The sequence below is a fragment of the Anaerotruncus sp. 1XD42-93 genome (assembly GCF_009917605.1).
In the GTDB taxonomy this organism is placed as follows: domain Bacteria; phylum Bacillota; class Clostridia; order Oscillospirales; family Ruminococcaceae; genus Anaerotruncus.
Window position 1 is genome coordinate 25,978 of record NZ_QZEG01000001.1, and the last position, 17,090, is coordinate 43,067.

A 17,090-nucleotide genomic window follows, 5' to 3' on the forward strand; every position below is an offset into this window, starting at 1 on the left:
GATGAGCAACTGGGAGATTCTCGGCATCGAGCCGACCTATGATACGCGCGCGATCAAGCGTGCGTATGCGGCCCAATCCAAACTGCACCATCCTGAGACCGACCCCGAGGGGTTCCAGGCGCTCTATGGTGCCTATCAGTGGGCGCTCGAGCGTGCCAAAACCCGACAGCCCCAAGCCGATCAGCGTCAGATCAGCCGTTCCATGAACAAAGCGGTCACCAAATATGGCAGCGGTTCCAATCCGTCGTCCCGAAAGCCGCGCCCCCGGTTCCCGGCCTTCTCGGGCAGCGCGTTTGATGTGCCTGCCCCGGTACTGCCTGCTGCCCGGCATACAGACTCCGGGATTGATTTTGACGGGATTTTTGGTGAGGTGCAATCAAAGCAGGAGGAGCAGGTCCGCAGCTGCGCTGCGCTTCAGACGTTCATGCAGATGTTTGGGGACCACAAGAAGCGGGACTCCCGCGGCTACTGGCAGGAATATTTTTTCTCGGATGTATTTTTAGGGATGCAGCACGACCCGCAGTTTATCGCCATGCTGGTCGATTTCCTCGAAACCCAGCGGGAGCTCCCCGCCTATCTGCTGCCCCGGCTGCTCTGCGTGGGGCTTTACACCGCATACAGCCTCGCCCCCGCACAGGCGCTGCCGGGCGGCATGGGCAGGATGCATCCGTTGGTGCGGCTGCTTGAATCCCAGCGGGATTCCGAGCAGATTCAGAAACAGCTCATGCAGGAGGAATTCCTCGCGCGGCAGGCAGCGTTCCGGATTTATAACCAATTGGTCGGGCTTTACCCGGACAGGCTGCAAAAAAACGAATGGGAAAGCCTGCTGCGGTTCACCGATGCGCCCAATCTCCACGCCGGTTATACGGGAAAACGGATGGTCAAACGTCCGCCGGAATTCTTCGCCCTTCTGGCGTTTTTCGTAACCAGCTATCCCGACCTTCCGCAGGAGTTCCTTGCGTATCTCTACAAACTGTACCATTTTAAATATTTTGGACGTTCCAGTACAAAAGTGGATGCACGTCCGCTCTACCTCGCGCTTCAGGAGCGCCTGGAATAAACAGCCGCCGCCGGATTTCTCAACCGGCGGCGGTTTTCGATTTACAGGCTTTTCAGCCGGTTTCCCTTACTCACTGCAAAGGTTATTTTAACCGGTAGCCCTGTTTGGGACGCCCGACCTTGCCATAGGTGCTGTTCACCTCGACAATCGACTCGGACGCCATATATTGCAGATACCGGTAGGTGGTCTGGTCGGCAAGGCCGGTACCTTCGGCGATCTTGTCCGCGGTGATAAACTCCGGGTTCTGCTTCAGATAGTCACGGATCAGCTCAAGTGTGGTGCGGCGGATCCCCTTCGCCAGAACCGGCTGTTCGCTCTCGGGCGAGGGAACCTTCTGCTGGCTCTCGAGCAGCCGGATGTGCAGGCGGATGCGGGAGATCAGGTCCGGGGCCTTGATCGGTTTGAGCGCGAAGTCGGTCGCACCCGCCTCCAAAAACCGGTTGGCGACCTCCTGGTTCTCGTCGATGGTAAAGACGAGGATCGGCACAGTGGGGGAAAGCCTGCGGAGCATCCGCACCCCCTCGATCCCGTTGATCCGCGGCAGGTGGTAGTCGATCAGCACGATATCCGGCTGATGCTTCCGGAAGAGCGCCAGCCCTTCCTCCACATCTGCGGCCATCACCGCGTTCCAGTGTTCAAAATCGAAGATCGCCCCGAGCGCATAGCGGATTTCCGCTTCATCGTCGATTGATAAAATTTTGATCTGCTGGTTCATCCTTCTACCCCGCTTTCTGGAAGCTGTATGGTCACGACGGTGCCTTCGCCCGGCGTGCTTTTGATTTCTACCGTACCGTTGTTATTCTGTACCACCTGCTGGACAAAGTTCAGCCCCAGCCCGCTGGAGCCGCGGGTACTGAACCCGTCCGCCCAGACATAGTGCAGCAGCTCTGCATCCATCCCCCTGCCGTTGTCGATCACATCGAACTGGATCATGCGCTGACCGTCCCGGTCCTGCCCGGCGGAGACCCGCAGGAAGATCTGCTGTTCCTCCTTGTCCATCGCGCAGTAGGCGTTTTGCAGGACGTTTGCCAGCGCGCGCAGCATCCGCACTTCATTGATCCAGACGCGCAGTTCCGGGACCTCGTTTTCCGCCCGGACCACCCTGCCATAGGGCGTATTGGAAATCTGCGAGAGCAACGCGGTTACCAGCCGCTGGGTGGTGACACTGGCCCGGCGGTTCTCGTAGAGGATTTCCGAGATCATCACACTCATGTGTTCCATCGACGCCTCCACCCGGGTCAGATATTCGCAGCTCTGCGCATCCGGCGGGTCGGTGCGCAGCTGGTTCATCTTTACCACGCCCACCAGTGCCTGTGCCGCAGTGAGCGGGGTTTTCAGGTCGTGCACAAGGTTGCGCAGCTCCTGTAGGGTGCGTTCCTCCAGCATCTGGATATATTTTTCGGTGCGCATCCGTTCATTCTGCTCCTTCAGCTCACTGAGCAGCTTGAGGTCGTTTTCGTCCATAATCAGTTTACAGAAGAGCAGCGCCCCTACAAACAGCAGGAAAAAGAGGAGCGTGGCCTCAAACTGTAAAAAACCGTCCGCTTCGAGAAAAAATGCGATCCGCCTGATGTCGGTGGAGACCTCCCCGCCCCCGACCGGCAGCCCTTCCAGCGCGGGCATCACATCAAGAAACTGCACCGAAGCGATCAGCATGACCAGCATCAGCATCTTTTTAGAGATGTTGATTAAGCTGAAGTCGATCTTTTCCAGGATGACCAACAGGGCGATCAGCAGGATGGCAGGTCCCCCGAAGTCGTAGCGGATGTGGTAGATTTTCTCGATCAGAAAATAGACCGGCGGGATCATGACACAGACGATCAGCAGGCGCAGCCACCGGATCGTCTTTTCCCGGTAGGCGAAATCCATGGATTCCCCGATCAGGTAGGCCCCCAGATAGTGCGGCAGGCTGCGGATGCTGTTGAGGGCGACCAGCCGGAGCGCCGCATAGACCACATCGGTCTTTTCCTGATGTGAGAGCGCCGAAAAAAGCATCGGGTAGATGCCGAAATTATCCACGTGGACCACCATCGGCAGCAGCAGGCTCAACCCCATCAGCAGGGTGCCGATCAGCAGTTCCCGCAGGTTGATCTTAACCGCGCGCAGACGTTCCATCATGACGCCTCCTTTTCCGCTCGAAAATCAGGACCGCCCCTGCGGAGAAAACCGCCAGCAGCGCCGGCAGCCTGGGATAGGAAATCCGGTAGTAGACCGCGCTGGTTCCCGGCTCGGGCAGGGATACCGGGTCAAACGCCAGCCCATAGTCAGCGGTGAGCCGTTTGAGGTTGAGCAGGTGGATCACTGGCAGCCCTTGCGCATGGTACAGCTCGAGCATACCACTGTTCCCATCAACCGGGTGGAGCGGTGCTTCGGGCGGAATCAGGCCCTGGGTGCGGATACTGTCCTCCTGTCTGCCGAGTGACATCAGGTTTCCCCCGACGTTGACATAACAGGCGATCTCCCCGTAAATTTCCAGCCGCTTTTGCAGGTTTTTCTGGTAATCCGGCTCCCGCCAGAGGTCCACCCCGCGCCGCTCCAGCCGCTCCACCGCCGCCTCCCGAAGCTGTCCATCCATCTCCCGGCCACAGTCGTAGTCGCCGCCGATGGTCGCGCTGTGCAGGCTGTCGGGCAGCAGGCCATCCGAGATCAGCAGCGAAAGCATCTCGGGGAAGGTCAGGCCCGGGTTGTTCGCCCCATGCGTCGAACTGCCAATCGACGCGATGCAGACCGTGTCCAGCCCCAGCTCCGCGCAGGCACTCAACATCGCAAGATTGAGCGCCGGGAACGATCCCGAAAGCCCCAGCCCGACCCGGTCGCCCGGCTGCATCCCGGCCTGCTGCAACAGCTCGACCGCCAGCGCCGCCATATCGCTGTTGGCGGAGGTGCGTTTGGCCTCGAGCGCACCCAGCGATGTGGTCATTCCGTTAAATTCTTCCCCGAGCATCCCGGTCTGATGCAGGTCGCCCGGGTGCAGCGGGATGCCGCGTTCCGACTTATAGCCCTTGACCGCGTCCATGCACGCCTGCATCCGCGCGGCTGCCGCCAGCTTGACCGCCCGGTTTTCCGCAGGGATCAGTCTGCCATTCTGTGCGATCCCCAGTCCGCAGGCGAACAGGAAAACCGTCAGCAGCAGGAGCAGAATCCCTTCCCGCCGCCGTTTCATCTCCACACCCCCTGCGTGCCGAAAACCGGATGCCCCATCGCAAGCAGGAGCAGGGAGAGGATGCCGGTCACAACACCCAGTGCGCCGAGTGAGCGGACGATCCCCTGCCGTTCCAGCTCACGCGCGAGAATCCCCGCAACCAGACAGCCGATCATACCGGGATTGCCCGCCCAGATGCCCGACGCCTGGATCGCTCCGTCGATCAGGAACGAAAGCAGGATCAGCGCCGCGAAACTCCGCCGCCCATAAAGGATCATCACCCGCCCCAGCAGCTTCTCCGCCCCAAGCGCGAGAAATGCGATCAACAGGGTATAGGCGGCCCGCATGGGGGAATGCAGGCTCAGGACGAAATATCCCGGTACGACCAGTCCGGCCGGGGAAAGACGGGTCAGTTCGGAAAAAAGGATGCTCACCACCACCCCCAGCACGATGATGTCATAATACATATGGTTCCCCCTCCTGTTTGATCCGTTCGATCAATTCCTTTCCCTGTTTGGCGATATTGCCCGCCGCAAAAATTACATCTTGTTGATTTATAATAGAAAAATCCAATTGGTCAACTGATTGGAACCACTTGATTGGAGGTGTGCCCTCTCCCATCCGCATTTGAAGCCTCCGCGTCAGCATTCCGCTGTTCGCCCCGAGCATCCAGATGCGCACAGGTGCAACCGCTTCGGCCAATTCCGCCATCTGCATGGTACGGGCCACTCGATCCCCCCGGTTGTTGAGCAGCAGGGTTACCCGCTTCTCCGTAAGCCCGAGCGGTTGGACAAGGGATTCGTAAACCATCCGGGTCGATTGCGGGTCGTTGATCGACAACCCATTGACAAAAAGCCCACCATTCTCCAACCGGTAGAAAGAGAGCGCATACGGGTCGCGCTTATAGACTGCCATCCCCGCGCGGGCGTCCTCTTCCGATACCCCCAGATGCTCACAGACCGCGAGCGCAAGCGCGACATTTTCCGGGAAGTCGACTGCGGAAAGGCTGCTGCCGGTTTCCGCATCCGGCCGGATGCGGACAGCTCGAGTCCCAAGCCGCTGTGCTGCCCCCTCCAATACCGGAAACTGATCCTGCTCGGCGGTGAAGAGGACCCCGCCGCGCGGTACGGTATTCGAGAGCGCCTCCGCGATCTCTGGCAAGGTTTCTCCCATTACATCTGTGTGATCCAGCCTCACATTGGTAATCACACCGATGTCTGCGCAGAGCATCCGGTGTTGGGCGACCTTCTGGTAAGCCGGATCGACTGCCATACATTCGATCACGAGCACCTCTGCCCCGGATTGTGCCGCCTGCCGCAGGATCGAGAGCTGTTCCCGGATATTTGCACAGCCAAACCGCCGGATCGGGCGATCTATCCCGTCAGTCCCGATCGTCATGGGGACGGTTCCAGTGGTTTTGCAGAACACCCGCAGCCCGCCCGCACGAAGCCCGGCATCAATCAGGCGGGTGACGCTCGATTTCCCGCGGGTGCCGTTGACGTGGATCACATGCGCAATCCGCTGCCGGTAGTGACGCGCCAGCCGGTTTTCCACCACGAGCCATCCGAAAAAGAGGAGGGAAAGCAGCAGGATCAGACTATACATTTTGTTTTCCTCCGTTTATCTATTCCATATCGTAATATCTGAGCGTGTAATGTATCAGATCCAGGTGATCCTGTACCCGTTTTTCGAGGTCGTCCCCCCGGAAGGTTTCGACGGTCAGCACCCGCAGGCCCAACGCATCGTTCACCACCCGGTTGATACTCCCGATCGGCGCGCCTGTATAGCAGGTGAACGGCCCAGAGCAAAGACTGCCCGACTGGGTCTCGAGCAGCATTCCCAAAACCAGGTCCTCGATCCCGTCGATCGAATCAAAGATGATCGAACTGCCGAGGTCATCCCGGTTGGCACGCTTTGGCAGGGATTCATGCAGATCGAATACCACCGCCGGAGCTGCCTGTTCGATCTCTGCAAACAGCTCGGCTGCTAGCTGTTCGCTCGCATCCCCGTCCAGCCTGCCGGGAAACAGCCGGTTGAGGTCGCGGTTTTCAGCGGTCAGGCGGTTGTTGTGCGCAGCTCCCCACGCATTAGCCGGGGAAACGATATACAGCGCCCCGGATAAGATCCGGGCCTCTTTGGCAAGACGGTCCGCCGCAGTCCAGCCCGCGGTTTCATCCCCATGCACCCCGCCCACCACAAAGAGTGCCGGTCCTGGCCGCTCCCCTTCAAGAATGGTCAGTCGGGCTTCGGCAGGGGTGCCTTCCGCGAGTTTTTTGCAAACCGGCTTCTGTGCGGCGTGCAGAACAACCGCCAGAGTGGTCAGAATTGCTGCTGCGGCCAGCAGGCAGAAACACTTGCGCCGGTTCCAATGCAGGTTCATCCGATCTTCCTCCTCCCAATAAAATGGCTTTCCGAGCCTATGCCGCAGGCGCTGTTTCCCCCCGTTTTTTCACTGAACATAGGTCAACCGGTACAGGCCAGCATCCTACAATCGGCGTAAAATAGCGGAAGCAACGGGCAGGGCTGCGATGCGCGCATACGGCAAAACATCTGTCCGGACGCGGGCGCCGCCAGAAAAGCGGCTTTTGAGGACGGATTGCCGAAAAACGGACAGGAGAAAAAGCCTCCTGCCAAACCTGTGAACCGCTTCTCAGACAATTTGATTATAAACATACCATACAACCCAGCCGGAATACAACCCTTACCTGTGCCGCAGCCCTGATTTGCAATAGTGCGATAGGCCGTTCTGCATGCTACAGATACGGCCTACCGCGGTTATAGGAAGAAAAAGAAAAAAGCGGAATTAGTTTAGATATTGTCCAAGGCGGGTCCCGCCGAGCTCGGACGGGTCCGCATCCAGGAACAGCTCCTGATAGCTGGGAAGCCCGCTGTAAACGATCGGGGTGTCCGGATACTGGGCGCTGTACGCTTTGGAGTACTCATAGACCCCTTGCAGGTGACGCCCGACCCGCTCCTCAATCGGATGCCCGGTTTCATCGTACGGGACATAGAGGAACCCGAGCTTCTGCGCCTTCACATAGCATTTGTCCTTTCCGGTGAGCACGAGGTCTGCATTGGTTTTTCCCCGCAGACGGCCCTGCGATGCGTTGGCGGTCTCCATCAGAAGCGGGAGCGTGTCGGTATAATCCCCCAGCTCGCGGTGGGTCAGGCCATGCAGGTTGGTCGGGGAAGGCTCGAGGCTCATTGCGATGCCCGCCATCTGAAGCTCGAACATCCCATTGGATGCGATCGACATTGCGGTTTCATGGGCAACCGTCGCATTGATGACCGGATATTCAGGGGATGCCTCGTGCAGGTCGAAGGTCAGGTTGACCCCTTCGTTGTCGATCAGCTGCCTGATTGCGTAGGAAGCCTTTTCGGTCAGGGTACCGTCCGGGCGGCCCGGATAGGTTCGGTTGATGTTGCGGGTCTCCGAGCCGGAGAGCCGCTGCCCCGATGCGGCATGGACATAAACGTCCGGATCGGGCCACTGGTCGAGCGGGTTGGCCGCACGCGAGCCATAGCGGAACTGGCGCGGACCGCCCTTGGTCTGGATCGTGTAGTACTGCGGGGAACCTTCCTGCGGGTCGTTGTGGGTGAAGCCGCTGTTACAGGTGCGGGGGATTACAAACACAGTCCCCTGCTCCACTTTACCCGACTCCACAAAGGTAATCGCCGCGAGATACCCCGAAGGTTCATTCGCATGGGTACCGCCCAGAACGAGCATCTTTCCGCCCGGCTGCTCCCCCTCCATCACATAGACGGTGCTGTCGGCATTGGTGCCCGCGATATCCGGGAAATAGTCGCTGAGCATCTTGGTCTGGGTCACACCCGGGCCGGGACGCAGCTCATCCGGCTTCTTGACATCCATGAAATTTTTGCCGGTGATCCCAGCGATCGTGAGCGAGGCCAGGAGGCAGACCGATGCGGTAATGATCTGTTTATTCATCGTTGCCCCTCCTTTACTTAATCATCAGAAGGCGCAGCAGCAGCGGGATCAGAACGATCGCCGCGTTCGCCTGGAGCGCGATCTTTTTTTCGGTGTACAGGTTCCATACGGTAAAGGACATCACGATTGCGATGATCCCGCGATAAATCAATGTAATCATAAAGAGTTCAGCTCCATTCTGTTAAGGAAGGATTGCCGCAATCTGCGGGGAGAATACGATAATCAGGATCGCCCATGCAATCAGGATCAGCGCGGGAACGATGCACCGCTTGAGCACGTCGGTATATTTCTTAAGGCCGACCACCTGCGCGGCAAAGATTCCTGCAAGCGCGGTGGGGGGCATCATATCTCCCAGAGAAGCAATCAGCGAGATTGCCGCCGCAGTGATGATCTGATCCTTAGCGAGGAATGCCATCAGGAACGGGACACCCAGAACCGAAGCCGCGCCGTAGGACGAAACCGCGCCGAACAGCGGGATCGAAATTGCCATCGCCACATAGAGCAGCAGATTGGGCAGGCTGATGCAGGAGGTAACGATCAGGCCGCGTACCCCGGTGAGGGTCATGATCTGGATGAACATGCCGACGCCCATCAGGATACCGAGTACAGGGAGGACGCTGTTGATCGCCTCTTTGCAGGTCTTGAGGATGTCGATTTTGTAGCCGGTGAACAGGCCGATCACCGCGCTGATCAGAAAGACCAGCGGCATTCCCAGGTCGGGAATCTGCGGAACTGCCTTGTTGACCACCATCAGGATGATTGCGGCAAAGATCGGGATATAAACCCGGAAGCCGAACTTTTCGCGCGGCTCGTTGTTGAGCTTGGGCGCGATCTCCTCATAGGAAATCTTCTTCGCGTATTTATAGCCGAACATCAGTACAAACAGGAATGCGAGCGGGAAGGTGAGGATTGCCAGCGGAATCTCAAACCCGACATACGGGATATCGATACCGCCGCCGATAATCATGGCCGGAATGTTGACCGGCGGGGCGATCATACCGAGGATGCCGCCCATCGCAATGATGCAGGCGGTTTCGAGCATCGGGACGCCCATGAGGATCAGAACCGGGGACATGATCGAACCTGCGGTGAGAACCGCCGCGGTCGAGGAACCGGTAATCATGCCCGGGAACATGATCACCAGCATAATCAGGCAGAGAAGCAGCGCCGGGATTTTGTGGAATTTCTCGATAATCAGGGCAGAGAGCGCATCGAGCGCGCCGCTCTCCTGGATCACCTTCATAAAGATCATCGCGGTTGCGATGACGAGGATGGTGTCGACATAGGAGAAGGTTCCCTCCACCAGATGCCGAAGCGGGACCCCCTGTCCGCCGACCAGCGCGCCGACCACAGAGGAAAGCACCATCGAAATACTGACCGGCAGCTTGAGCAGGAAGCAGCCGCCCGCAAACACCACAACCATGGCGAGAAAGATCATTAACTCTATACTCATGCAAAAACCTCCTTGCGGATGGGCCACCTGCCCGTAAAAAGCTGTTCCGTGTCTTTTGCGTGGAGGGTTCCGGACACAGGCACCCTCCCAGGAGTCTCTCGGCTTGCGCCGGGACGCGGTATTCGTTGATATCCCCGCGGGTAGCATCCTGCCCGGGGGACGGGACAGAAAACCGAATCAAAGTTCAGATACGAAACAAACTCCAGATTCCAAAACAGGCTCTGCCGTTCCACATTTTTTGATGCCTCCGTCCGTCTCTGTGGAAACCCAGGGACGGTATCCGGGCAAAGAAAATCAGCCGGAACCAGACGTAATGCCCTGTCCCGGCTGATTACGCCTCAAACCTTATTTGAAAGCAGCCTTGAGCGGCTCAACAACGTCCGCCATCGTCGTAACCTCGTCCATCGGGATGCCGGCTTTGGAAGCCAGATCGGACATCAGCCCGTCCTTGTTGCCGTCCGCAACCACGATCGCGTAATCGGCCTTTTCAAAGCTCGGGGGTACAAACTTGTCGGAGAGGTCTCCTCGGCGGGCTTCCCCGCCGATATGCAGTGCAATGATCGTCATGCCCTTCTCATCTGCCGCAGCGATCAGCTTGTTGACCCGCTCCAGCTCCTGGTTCGCGTCGATACCGGCCGCGCCCAATCCCTTGGAGGAACCGCCGATCGCCAGCACCAGGGTCTTGCTATCGCCCAGGTCGGCTTCGGTCGCCAGGCTGTTGGTTTCGGGGGAAAGTCCGCCCTTATCCATCATCACCTTGACCATCTCGACATCCGCGCTCTGCCCGACCGAGGTCAGCAGAATCGGGGACTCGGCAATCGGCCCTTCCAGGCCTTTTACCTCACCGCCAGCCGCTGTACCATCGGCTGCTTCGGATGTGGCGGGCGCGGCAGGAGCTGCGCTGCTCGCCGGAGCGGAAGAACCACCGCCACAGGCGGTCAAAGATACGGTCAACATCAGCGCCAGACCCAGCGCTGCAAATTTCTTTCTCATCATTTCATCTACCTCCGTAGTATCTGTCCGTATGGCCCCGCCTGCCCGCTTTGGTCACAGCAGGCTGGCAGGGGCCGGTTCCGTATTTTTTCGGGGAGGGGGCTTTTTAAAGAAGAAAAGCCCCCTTAATCCACACAAAAGCGATGGAAACTGCCTGATGCGGTTTGTGATTAGTAACCCAATGCTTTACCGTCACGTCTCGGGTCGGCAGCGCCCTGAAGCACACCGTCCTCGCCGTACAGGACCGCCTGGACCGAACCGAACGAGCGGTTCCACTCCTCGAGCGGGTTGCAGATGTGGCCCATCTCAACCAGTTTGTCGATCACCGCCTGATCAATGCGGGTCTCATAGTCGATCGTGTTCTCCTTGAAGCCCTTGATGCGGGGCGCGTCGACCGCTTCCTGCATGGTCATGCCATGGTCGATCACCTTGGAGATGACCTGTGCGACTGTGGAGATGATGGTGGTAGCACCCGGGGAGCCGAGCACGAACGCCGGTTTTCCATCTTTGAGGACAACCGTCGGGCTCATCGAAGAGAGCGGGACTTTACCGCCTGCAATCGAGTTGGGCTTGTCGGGACCGAAGTCAAAGTCGCCCATCTCGTTGTTCAGCATGAATCCGTAGCCATCGACACAGACGCCGGAACCGAAGATGCCGTTGACCGTCTTGGTGACCGAAACCATGTTGCCTTCTTTGTCCGCGATCGAGTAGTGGGTGGTCTCAACATGCTCATACGGCCACGGATCGTTTGCCTCTACCGTTTCAGCCGCTTTTTCAACGTCGATCTGTGCCGCAAGGGTTTTTGCATATTCCTTGTTCATCAGGCCGGCGAGCGGGACGTCAACATATTTCGGGTCGCCCATGTATTTTGCGCGGTCGGCGTACGCCAGTTTGAACGCCTCGGAGAAGAGGTGCAGCTCCTCTGCGGAGTTCGGCTCCATGCCTGGAAGGTCGAAATTCTCAAGGATGTTGAGGATCTCGATCACGATGGTACCACCCGAGGACGGCGGCGGGGAAGAGAGGATCTCATAGCCGCGGTAGGTGCCTTTGACCGGCTCGGTGACCTTGACCTGATAATTTGCGAGGTCCTCCATGGTCATCAGGCCATCATACTTGTTGTTCGCAGCAACGATCGCCTCGGCCAGCGGGCCTTTGTAGAAACCGTCTGCGCCCTGCTCCGCAATCAGTTCAAGGGTGCTGGCGTAATCCGGGTTCTGGAAGATCTCACCGACGCCGTAGGGCAGCCCGTCCTCACGCAGGAAGGTTTCGCCGAATTCCGGATATTTCATCATCTTGTCAAACGAATCCATCATATCGTTTGCGAGGGTCGGGGTAACCGTAACGCCCTTGCGCGCCAGATCAATGGTCGGCTGGAGCACCTGCTGACGGGTCATGGTGCCGTAGTTCTCGAGGATGTAGAGCATACCGGCAACCTCTCCCGGAACACCGATCGACTTGCCGCCCTCCATCATCTCGTTGCCGACAACCTTACCGTCATCCCCCATCACCCACATATCCGGGGTGGCTGCTGCCGGGGCGCACTCACGGAAATCAATAAACTGGGTTTCGCCAGTCTCCGCGAGGTAGAGGGTCATAAACCCGCCGCCACCGATGCCGGACGAGTTCGGCTCAACCAGGCCGAGTGCAAACGCTGCTGCAACCGCCGCGTCGATCGCGTTGCCGCCCTCTTCGATGATCTGGCGTCCGATCTTGGAAGCCTCATATTTACTGGTGGAGACGATGCCCTGTTCGCCGGTCGCGTCACGCCCGGTGCGCAGGGTCTGTCCGTCCTTGTCAAACAGGACGAAATCGTCCAGAGAGGTATACGCCGGCTCCTCCGGCACTTCTTCCTGTGCGGGTTCCGATTCTGATGCAGGCTCGGACGGCTGCGCCGCGCTGGATTCCGGGGCACTGCTCGCCGGCGCCGATGTACCGCCGCAGCCCGCAGCCGAAACGGTCAGCATGGCCGCCAGCAACAGCGCGAGAATTCTGCGTGTCTTTTTCATGGTTTTTCCTCCTTCATATCTTCCAGCCGCCTACAAAAAAGGCGGTCTGTTCACAGAATTGGGATGGTCTTTCCAATCAAAATTATAGCATTTCAGGCCCTGGGTTCATATTTTTTCTCTTATTTATTAAAAACTCATTCACTTTTGCCAATAAAATCTTCAGAAATCTTCATTTTCAGCCTCATTTATGTGCAATATGTTAAAAAGATGTGGATTCCGACCGTCCACAGGCTCCGGGAAAACAAAAAAGGCTGCATCCTTCTATCCTGGTGCAGATCTCAAAAAGCGCTGTCCGGCCGCTTTTGAAATACCCTGTTCATAGATAGAATTATGCAGTCTCTTTGAAAAACTTTCCTTGCCTCGGGAACCAGTTTTTTCTCCAACCCTTCAACCGATGTTCCCGGAAAACTATGCGCCGGAGGGTGGGACTCCGCTGCCAGACCGACCGCCGGGAAACGAACCCGGGGCCTTTTCCCCCTGCTTGCAGGCGGAGGAAAAAGACCCCTTATTAGAGAGAAAACAAGCCCGGTTATTTCGAATGAGGCGTTACGGGTTGATGGAATAGTTCGGGGCCTCTTTGGTGATATAGATGTCGTGCGGGTGGCTCTCTTTCAGCCCCGCCCCGGTGATCCGGATAAACTGTGCCTTTTCGTGCATCTCGGGGATAGTTGCACAGCCGGTGTAACCCATGCCCGCGCGCAGGCCGCCGACCAGCTGGTAAACTGTTTCGGAGACAGCCCCCTTGAACGGGACACGCCCCTCAACCCCTTCCGGGACAAACTTTTTCTTGCTGTTGGGGTCCTGGAAATAGCGGTCGCTCGAGCCTTCGCCCATCGCGCCGAGCGAACCCATACCGCGATAAACCTTGAAGCTCCGGCCCTGATAGATTTCAATTTCGCCGGGGCTTTCCTCGCAGCCGGCGAGCAGCGAACCGAGCATGACTGTAGATGCACCGGCTGCCAGCGCCTTGACCACATCGCCCGAATATTTGATGCCGCCATCCGCGATGATCGGGATGCCGTATTTAGAGGCGACACAGGCAGCGTCATAAACTGCGGTGAGCTGCGGCACGCCGATCCCCGCGACCACACGGGTGGTGCAGATCGAGCCGGGGCCAATGCCGACCTTGATCGCATCCGCGCCCGCATTGATGAGGTCTTCGGTCGCGCGGGCGGTGGCGACATTGCCCGCTATGACCGGAACGTTCGGATACTTGGCCTTGATCTGTTTGAGGCAGTTGAAGATCATGACATTGTGCCCATGCGCAGAATCAAGCACCAGAACATCCGCGCTGGCTTTGACCAGCTCGTCCACCCGGTCCATAAAATCGCGGGTAATGCCGATTGCCGCACCCGCCAGCAGACGGCCGCTGACGTCGCGCGCCGAATGCGGGTAGCGGACAGCCTTCTCGATATCCTTAATGGTAATCAGGCCCCGCAGGCGGAATTCATCGTCCACGATCGGCAGCTTTTCAATCTTGTGTTTCCGCAGGATCTCCTGTGCGCCCTTGAGGTCGGTGCCGACCGGGGCAGTCACCAGATTCTCTTTGGTCATGACCTCTTTGATCGGGATGCTGTAGTCCTCCAGAAAACGCAGGTCACGGTTGGTCAGGATGCCGACCAGCTTGCCGTCCTTGCCGCAGATCGGCACACCCGAAATCTTATATTTGCCCATAATCTCGTCCGCATCATAGACAAAATGATCGGGCGAGAGGAAAAACGGGTTCGCAATGACGCCGTTTTCCGAACGTTTGACCGTATCAATCTCGTCCGCCTGCTGTTCGATGCTCATATTCTTGTGGATGATGCCGATTCCGCCTTCACGCGCAATCGCAATCGCCATTTTGGAAGTGGTGACCGTATCCATGGCAGAGGTCAGAAACGGCGCATTCAGCCGAATCCCCTTCACCAGGTCTGTAGAGATGTCCACGTCCGCCGGGACCACCTCTGAGCGCGCCGGAACCAAAAGGACGTCGTCAAAGGTCAGGCCTTCCTTGGTAAACTTCTCGCTTGCATTTGTGTTCAGCATAGTTCCTCCCATCCAGTCTCTCATAACTCGGTGTTCACCAGATAATTTTATCTATTGTATCATTTCCGCTACAGGGAATCAATAGTGTGATTTGCCAAACTTTGTGGTTTTTCTCCGCCCATATCCACACAAAAAACTGGAAAAGAGACCTGGCTTTCATCCGCTATTTGCAGTGCGACCCGGCGGACCCTTTTTCCGGGCTTCCGGGCCCGTTCCCCGAACCTGTTTTTTGATCCCTTTCATATATAAAAAACAGCACACAAGCCGCCCAAAAAGGACGCCCCATATGCTGTCTGTTTTAAAGCGGCTGGGAATCGGGCGGCGCGGTGTCCTGCCGCGCGCGGTAGTCTGCAAGCAGGAGGTCGACCATCCGGCCATAGCTCTGCACCCCGTCCGACTGGTTGTTAACCCGCAGATAGGTGTTGTTCACCGCTGTGGAAACCTCGGCAACCGGGCCCTCATAACGCGCCCAGTAGGCGTTGTTGTCGGCAAAGTCGAGGCGCACCCCCTCGGACATAAGCGCATTGACCTCCAGAAACGCGTCATAGTCTGCATCGTACAGGCGGTTGATCGAATGCACAAGCGCGAGCATGGTGCCGCTGTACTGGAACTCAGCCGAATCACTCTCCCGGCAGGCGAGATACCCGATAAAATTGGCCTCGTCCTCCCGCATGAATCCGCGGGAGTGCGCCAGTTCGTGGCACATGGTCGCCGGGATGTTGTAATCGGGTGCGGCAATGTTGATATTGGCTTCAAAGGTATAGGGCGTAAAAATGCCGGTAATCTGCAACATCGACATCCACCAGGAGTTCAATACCGGTTTTGGGGTGATCGGCAGGTCGGGCAGAACCTCATATTCCAGCGCCAGGCGGCCGAAGGCTTCCCGGGCCTGCCTGGCTGTCTGGCTGCTGCTGTTTTGCAGCTGCATTACCCCATTCTCATCTGTCTGCACCTGCTCCCGCAGCGCGTTTGCCTGCAAGGTAAGGTCCGTACAAAGAGCAACCAGTTCGTCCGACGGTGACTCCCGCACGTCCAGCCCGCTGAAAGAGGCAAATTCAGGGCGGTAGTAGTTCAGCCCGCAGAGCAGGACAAACGCAAACAAAAGGCAGCAGAGCAGCTTTATGACCCGCTCGAGCAACAGACCCCAGCCCAGCGGTTCCTCCGGCTGTAGCAGGCCGCGCCGGACACGGAATTTATGTATCAGGGCCCAGAGCAGCAGTACCACACAGGCCGCAAGCGCGGCACAGACCAGCAGCTCGAGCAGCGAGAATGGCAGCAGAGAGGTAAGCCTGCCAAGCGTCCGGGCAAAACAAGGATAGACCCTGCTGGAATAGAGCGATTCGGTGAGGGCCGGGTCGGAGCGTGCGAGGAGGATCATCCCTGCGGAGAGCGGGAGCAGCAGGAGAATCCACCACCGTTTCAGATAGTCCCGGAACCGGGGACGCGGCCGGTCCCGCATCACCGGCTGGATGACCGGGACTGGCTTAATCACCTGAGCAGTGCGGAGACCGTTTCCGCATCCAGGGTCAGGTCGCAGGAGGACATGCTGTCCTCAAGCTGTGCGACAGTGGAGCAGCCGATAACCGCTGCACTTTCCACCGGATTGGAGGTCAGAAATGCGAGCGCAATCGCTGCGGCTGACTGCCCGGTCGCTTCACAGACCTCCTTCACCCGTTCGAGCCGGGCGCGGTTGACCGGGTTATCGTACCGCAGGCGGAACCGTTCGCGCACCGGCTGCCCGGCGAGCATTTTGGTGAAATAGCCGCCCCCCTGCGGAGCAAACCCCATCACCGGGATTTTATTGGCGAGGTAGCCGGCGTATTCGGTATCGTTCATACAGACGATCGTCGGGTCGTTCCAGCCTGCGGGATCGGACCACGCCAGCCCCCATTGGATCTGGGAGATGGTGATGGGCGTGCGCCCGTTGGCTTTGGCATAGGCATTTGCCTCATTGATCCGGCTGACCGTCCAGTTCGAGACCCCCAATGCGCGGATTTTTCCCGCCCGTACCTGTTCGTCCATCAGGTCGATGATCTCGCCTGCCGACATGTCGGGGTTATCCCGATGCAGGAAATAGACGTCAACGTGGTCCACACCGAGCTGCTCAAGGCTGGTGCACAGTTCGGTCTCGACCACCTCTTTACAGATGCGGCTTTTGGTCAGCGCCGCCCGGTCGGGGTGCGCTCCCTTGGTCACAAGCACGATGCCGCTGCGGTTGCCGCGGGATTTCATCCAGCGCCCCACAACCCCTTCGCTCAAGGCAGGGCTTTCCGGTTCCGGGCCGGCCTTGCCATAGATGCGCGCGGTATCAATCGTATTGCCGCCCAGTTCAAGGTAGCGGTCCATCAGCGCAAACGCGGTATCCTCGGAGATGTCCGTACCAAAATAATCCGCGCCCTTGGCGATCTTCGCCATCCGGATGACCCCGTCAACTGCCTGCACATCCATAAATTTCATCT

At 58.2% G+C, this 17,090-nt stretch carries 15 protein-coding genes; 1 reads left to right on the top strand and 14 read right to left on the bottom strand.

Annotated elements, in window-relative coordinates; all coding sequences use genetic code 11:
* The first annotated feature begins 1 nt into the window (after position 1).
* Positions 2-1,060 (top strand): J domain-containing protein, encoded by a 1,059-nt coding sequence (locus D5269_RS18465; protein ID WP_243126521.1) that lies wholly within the window; start codon positions 2-4, stop codon positions 1,058-1,060.
* An 82-nt stretch (positions 1,061-1,142) separates the two neighbouring features.
* Here D5269_RS18465 and D5269_RS00135 read toward each other — a convergent pair whose 3' ends face one another.
* From D5269_RS00135 to D5269_RS00200, 14 genes are all read right to left on the bottom strand, one after another.
* Entirely contained in the window at positions 1,143-1,775 is a 633-nt protein-coding gene (locus D5269_RS00135; RefSeq protein WP_016316564.1) for a response regulator, read from the bottom strand.
* Positions 1,772-3,178, bottom strand: a complete 1,407-nt coding sequence (locus D5269_RS00140; RefSeq protein WP_081645022.1) for a HAMP domain-containing sensor histidine kinase — start codon at positions 3,176-3,178, stop codon at positions 1,772-1,774. Before D5269_RS00140 ends, D5269_RS00135 begins: the two co-directional genes overlap by 4 nt.
* Entirely contained in the window at positions 3,153-4,223 is a 1,071-nt protein-coding gene (gene pgsW / locus D5269_RS00145; protein ID WP_016316562.1) for a poly-gamma-glutamate system protein, read from the bottom strand. Before pgsW ends, D5269_RS00140 begins: the two co-directional genes overlap by 26 nt.
* Positions 4,220-4,669 carry a poly-gamma-glutamate biosynthesis protein PgsC/CapC gene (locus D5269_RS00150; RefSeq protein WP_120481531.1) on the bottom strand — a complete coding sequence of 150 codons (450 nt, stop codon included), beginning with the start codon at positions 4,667-4,669 and terminating at the stop codon, positions 4,220-4,222. The genes pgsW and D5269_RS00150 overlap by 4 nt, the downstream gene beginning before the upstream one ends.
* Complete coding sequence (gene pgsB / locus D5269_RS00155) at positions 4,659-5,807, bottom strand: poly-gamma-glutamate synthase PgsB (RefSeq protein ID WP_120481532.1); 1,149 nt, start codon at positions 5,805-5,807, stop codon at positions 4,659-4,661. The genes D5269_RS00150 and pgsB overlap by 11 nt, the downstream gene beginning before the upstream one ends.
* A gap of 19 nt (positions 5,808-5,826) precedes the next feature.
* On the bottom strand, positions 5,827-6,582 hold the full coding sequence (locus D5269_RS00160; RefSeq protein ID WP_120481533.1) for a succinylglutamate desuccinylase/aspartoacylase family protein: 756 nt from the start codon (positions 6,580-6,582) through the stop codon (positions 5,827-5,829).
* Between the two features lie 423 nt (positions 6,583-7,005).
* Positions 7,006-8,151 carry a hypothetical protein gene (locus tag D5269_RS00165; RefSeq protein WP_016316558.1) on the bottom strand — a complete coding sequence of 382 codons (1,146 nt, stop codon included), beginning with the start codon at positions 8,149-8,151 and terminating at the stop codon, positions 7,006-7,008.
* Positions 8,152-8,164: 13 nt separating this feature from the next.
* Positions 8,165-8,311, bottom strand: a complete 147-nt coding sequence (locus D5269_RS00170; protein ID WP_016316557.1) for a hypothetical protein — start codon at positions 8,309-8,311, stop codon at positions 8,165-8,167.
* 21 nt (positions 8,312-8,332) lie between these two features.
* A complete protein-coding gene (locus D5269_RS00175) occupies positions 8,333-9,604 on the bottom strand; it encodes a TRAP transporter large permease subunit (RefSeq protein ID WP_016316556.1) in 1,272 nt (423 codons plus the stop codon).
* Positions 9,605-9,949: 345 nt separating this feature from the next.
* Entirely contained in the window at positions 9,950-10,600 is a 651-nt protein-coding gene (locus D5269_RS00180; RefSeq protein WP_016316555.1) for a DUF6305 family protein, read from the bottom strand.
* Between the two features lie 167 nt (positions 10,601-10,767).
* Positions 10,768-12,603 carry a gamma-glutamyltransferase gene (ggt, locus tag D5269_RS00185; protein ID WP_120481535.1) on the bottom strand — a complete coding sequence of 612 codons (1,836 nt, stop codon included), beginning with the start codon at positions 12,601-12,603 and terminating at the stop codon, positions 10,768-10,770.
* A gap of 546 nt (positions 12,604-13,149) precedes the next feature.
* Positions 13,150-14,631 carry an IMP dehydrogenase gene (gene guaB / locus D5269_RS00190; protein WP_016316553.1) on the bottom strand — a complete coding sequence of 494 codons (1,482 nt, stop codon included), beginning with the start codon at positions 14,629-14,631 and terminating at the stop codon, positions 13,150-13,152.
* Positions 14,632-14,929: 298 nt separating this feature from the next.
* Entirely contained in the window at positions 14,930-16,123 is a 1,194-nt protein-coding gene (locus D5269_RS00195; RefSeq protein WP_120481537.1) for a DUF3810 domain-containing protein, read from the bottom strand.
* The gene (locus tag D5269_RS00200; protein WP_120481538.1) at positions 16,120-17,088 is read right to left on the bottom strand and encodes an aldo/keto reductase; all 969 of its coding nucleotides are present in this window, start codon (positions 17,086-17,088) and stop codon (positions 16,120-16,122) included. Before D5269_RS00200 ends, D5269_RS00195 begins: the two co-directional genes overlap by 4 nt.
* Positions 17,089-17,090: the final 2 nt, after the last annotated feature.

Excerpts from the sequence above, each read along its gene's own strand:
- guaB (WP_016316553.1), bottom strand. The coding sequence starts at position 14,631 with ATGCTGAACACAAATGCAAGCGAGAAGTTTACCAAGGAAGGCCTGACC.
- D5269_RS00175 (WP_016316556.1), bottom strand. The coding sequence starts at position 9,604 with ATGAGTATAGAGTTAATGATCTTTCTCGCCATGGTTGTGGTGTTTGCG.
- D5269_RS00180 (WP_016316555.1), bottom strand. The coding sequence starts at position 10,600 with ATGATGAGAAAGAAATTTGCAGCGCTGGGTCTGGCGCTGATGTTGACC.
- D5269_RS00200 (WP_120481538.1), bottom strand. The coding sequence starts at position 17,088 with ATGAAATTTATGGATGTGCAGGCAGTTGACGGGGTCATCCGGATGGCG.
- D5269_RS00150 (WP_120481531.1), bottom strand. The coding sequence starts at position 4,669 with ATGTATTATGACATCATCGTGCTGGGGGTGGTGGTGAGCATCCTTTTT.
- D5269_RS00140 (WP_081645022.1), bottom strand. The coding sequence starts at position 3,178 with ATGATGGAACGTCTGCGCGCGGTTAAGATCAACCTGCGGGAACTGCTG.
- pgsW (WP_016316562.1), bottom strand. The coding sequence starts at position 4,223 with ATGAAACGGCGGCGGGAAGGGATTCTGCTCCTGCTGCTGACGGTTTTC.
- D5269_RS00165 (WP_016316558.1), bottom strand. The coding sequence starts at position 8,151 with ATGAATAAACAGATCATTACCGCATCGGTCTGCCTCCTGGCCTCGCTC.
- D5269_RS00135 (WP_016316564.1), bottom strand. The coding sequence starts at position 1,775 with ATGAACCAGCAGATCAAAATTTTATCAATCGACGATGAAGCGGAAATC.
- D5269_RS18465 (WP_243126521.1), top strand. The coding sequence starts at position 2 with ATGAGCAACTGGGAGATTCTCGGCATCGAGCCGACCTATGATACGCGC.
- D5269_RS00160 (WP_120481533.1), bottom strand. The coding sequence starts at position 6,582 with ATGAACCTGCATTGGAACCGGCGCAAGTGTTTCTGCCTGCTGGCCGCA.
- ggt (WP_120481535.1), bottom strand. The coding sequence starts at position 12,603 with ATGAAAAAGACACGCAGAATTCTCGCGCTGTTGCTGGCGGCCATGCTG.
- pgsB (WP_120481532.1), bottom strand. The coding sequence starts at position 5,807 with ATGTATAGTCTGATCCTGCTGCTTTCCCTCCTCTTTTTCGGATGGCTC.
- D5269_RS00170 (WP_016316557.1), bottom strand. The coding sequence starts at position 8,311 with ATGATTACATTGATTTATCGCGGGATCATCGCAATCGTGATGTCCTTT.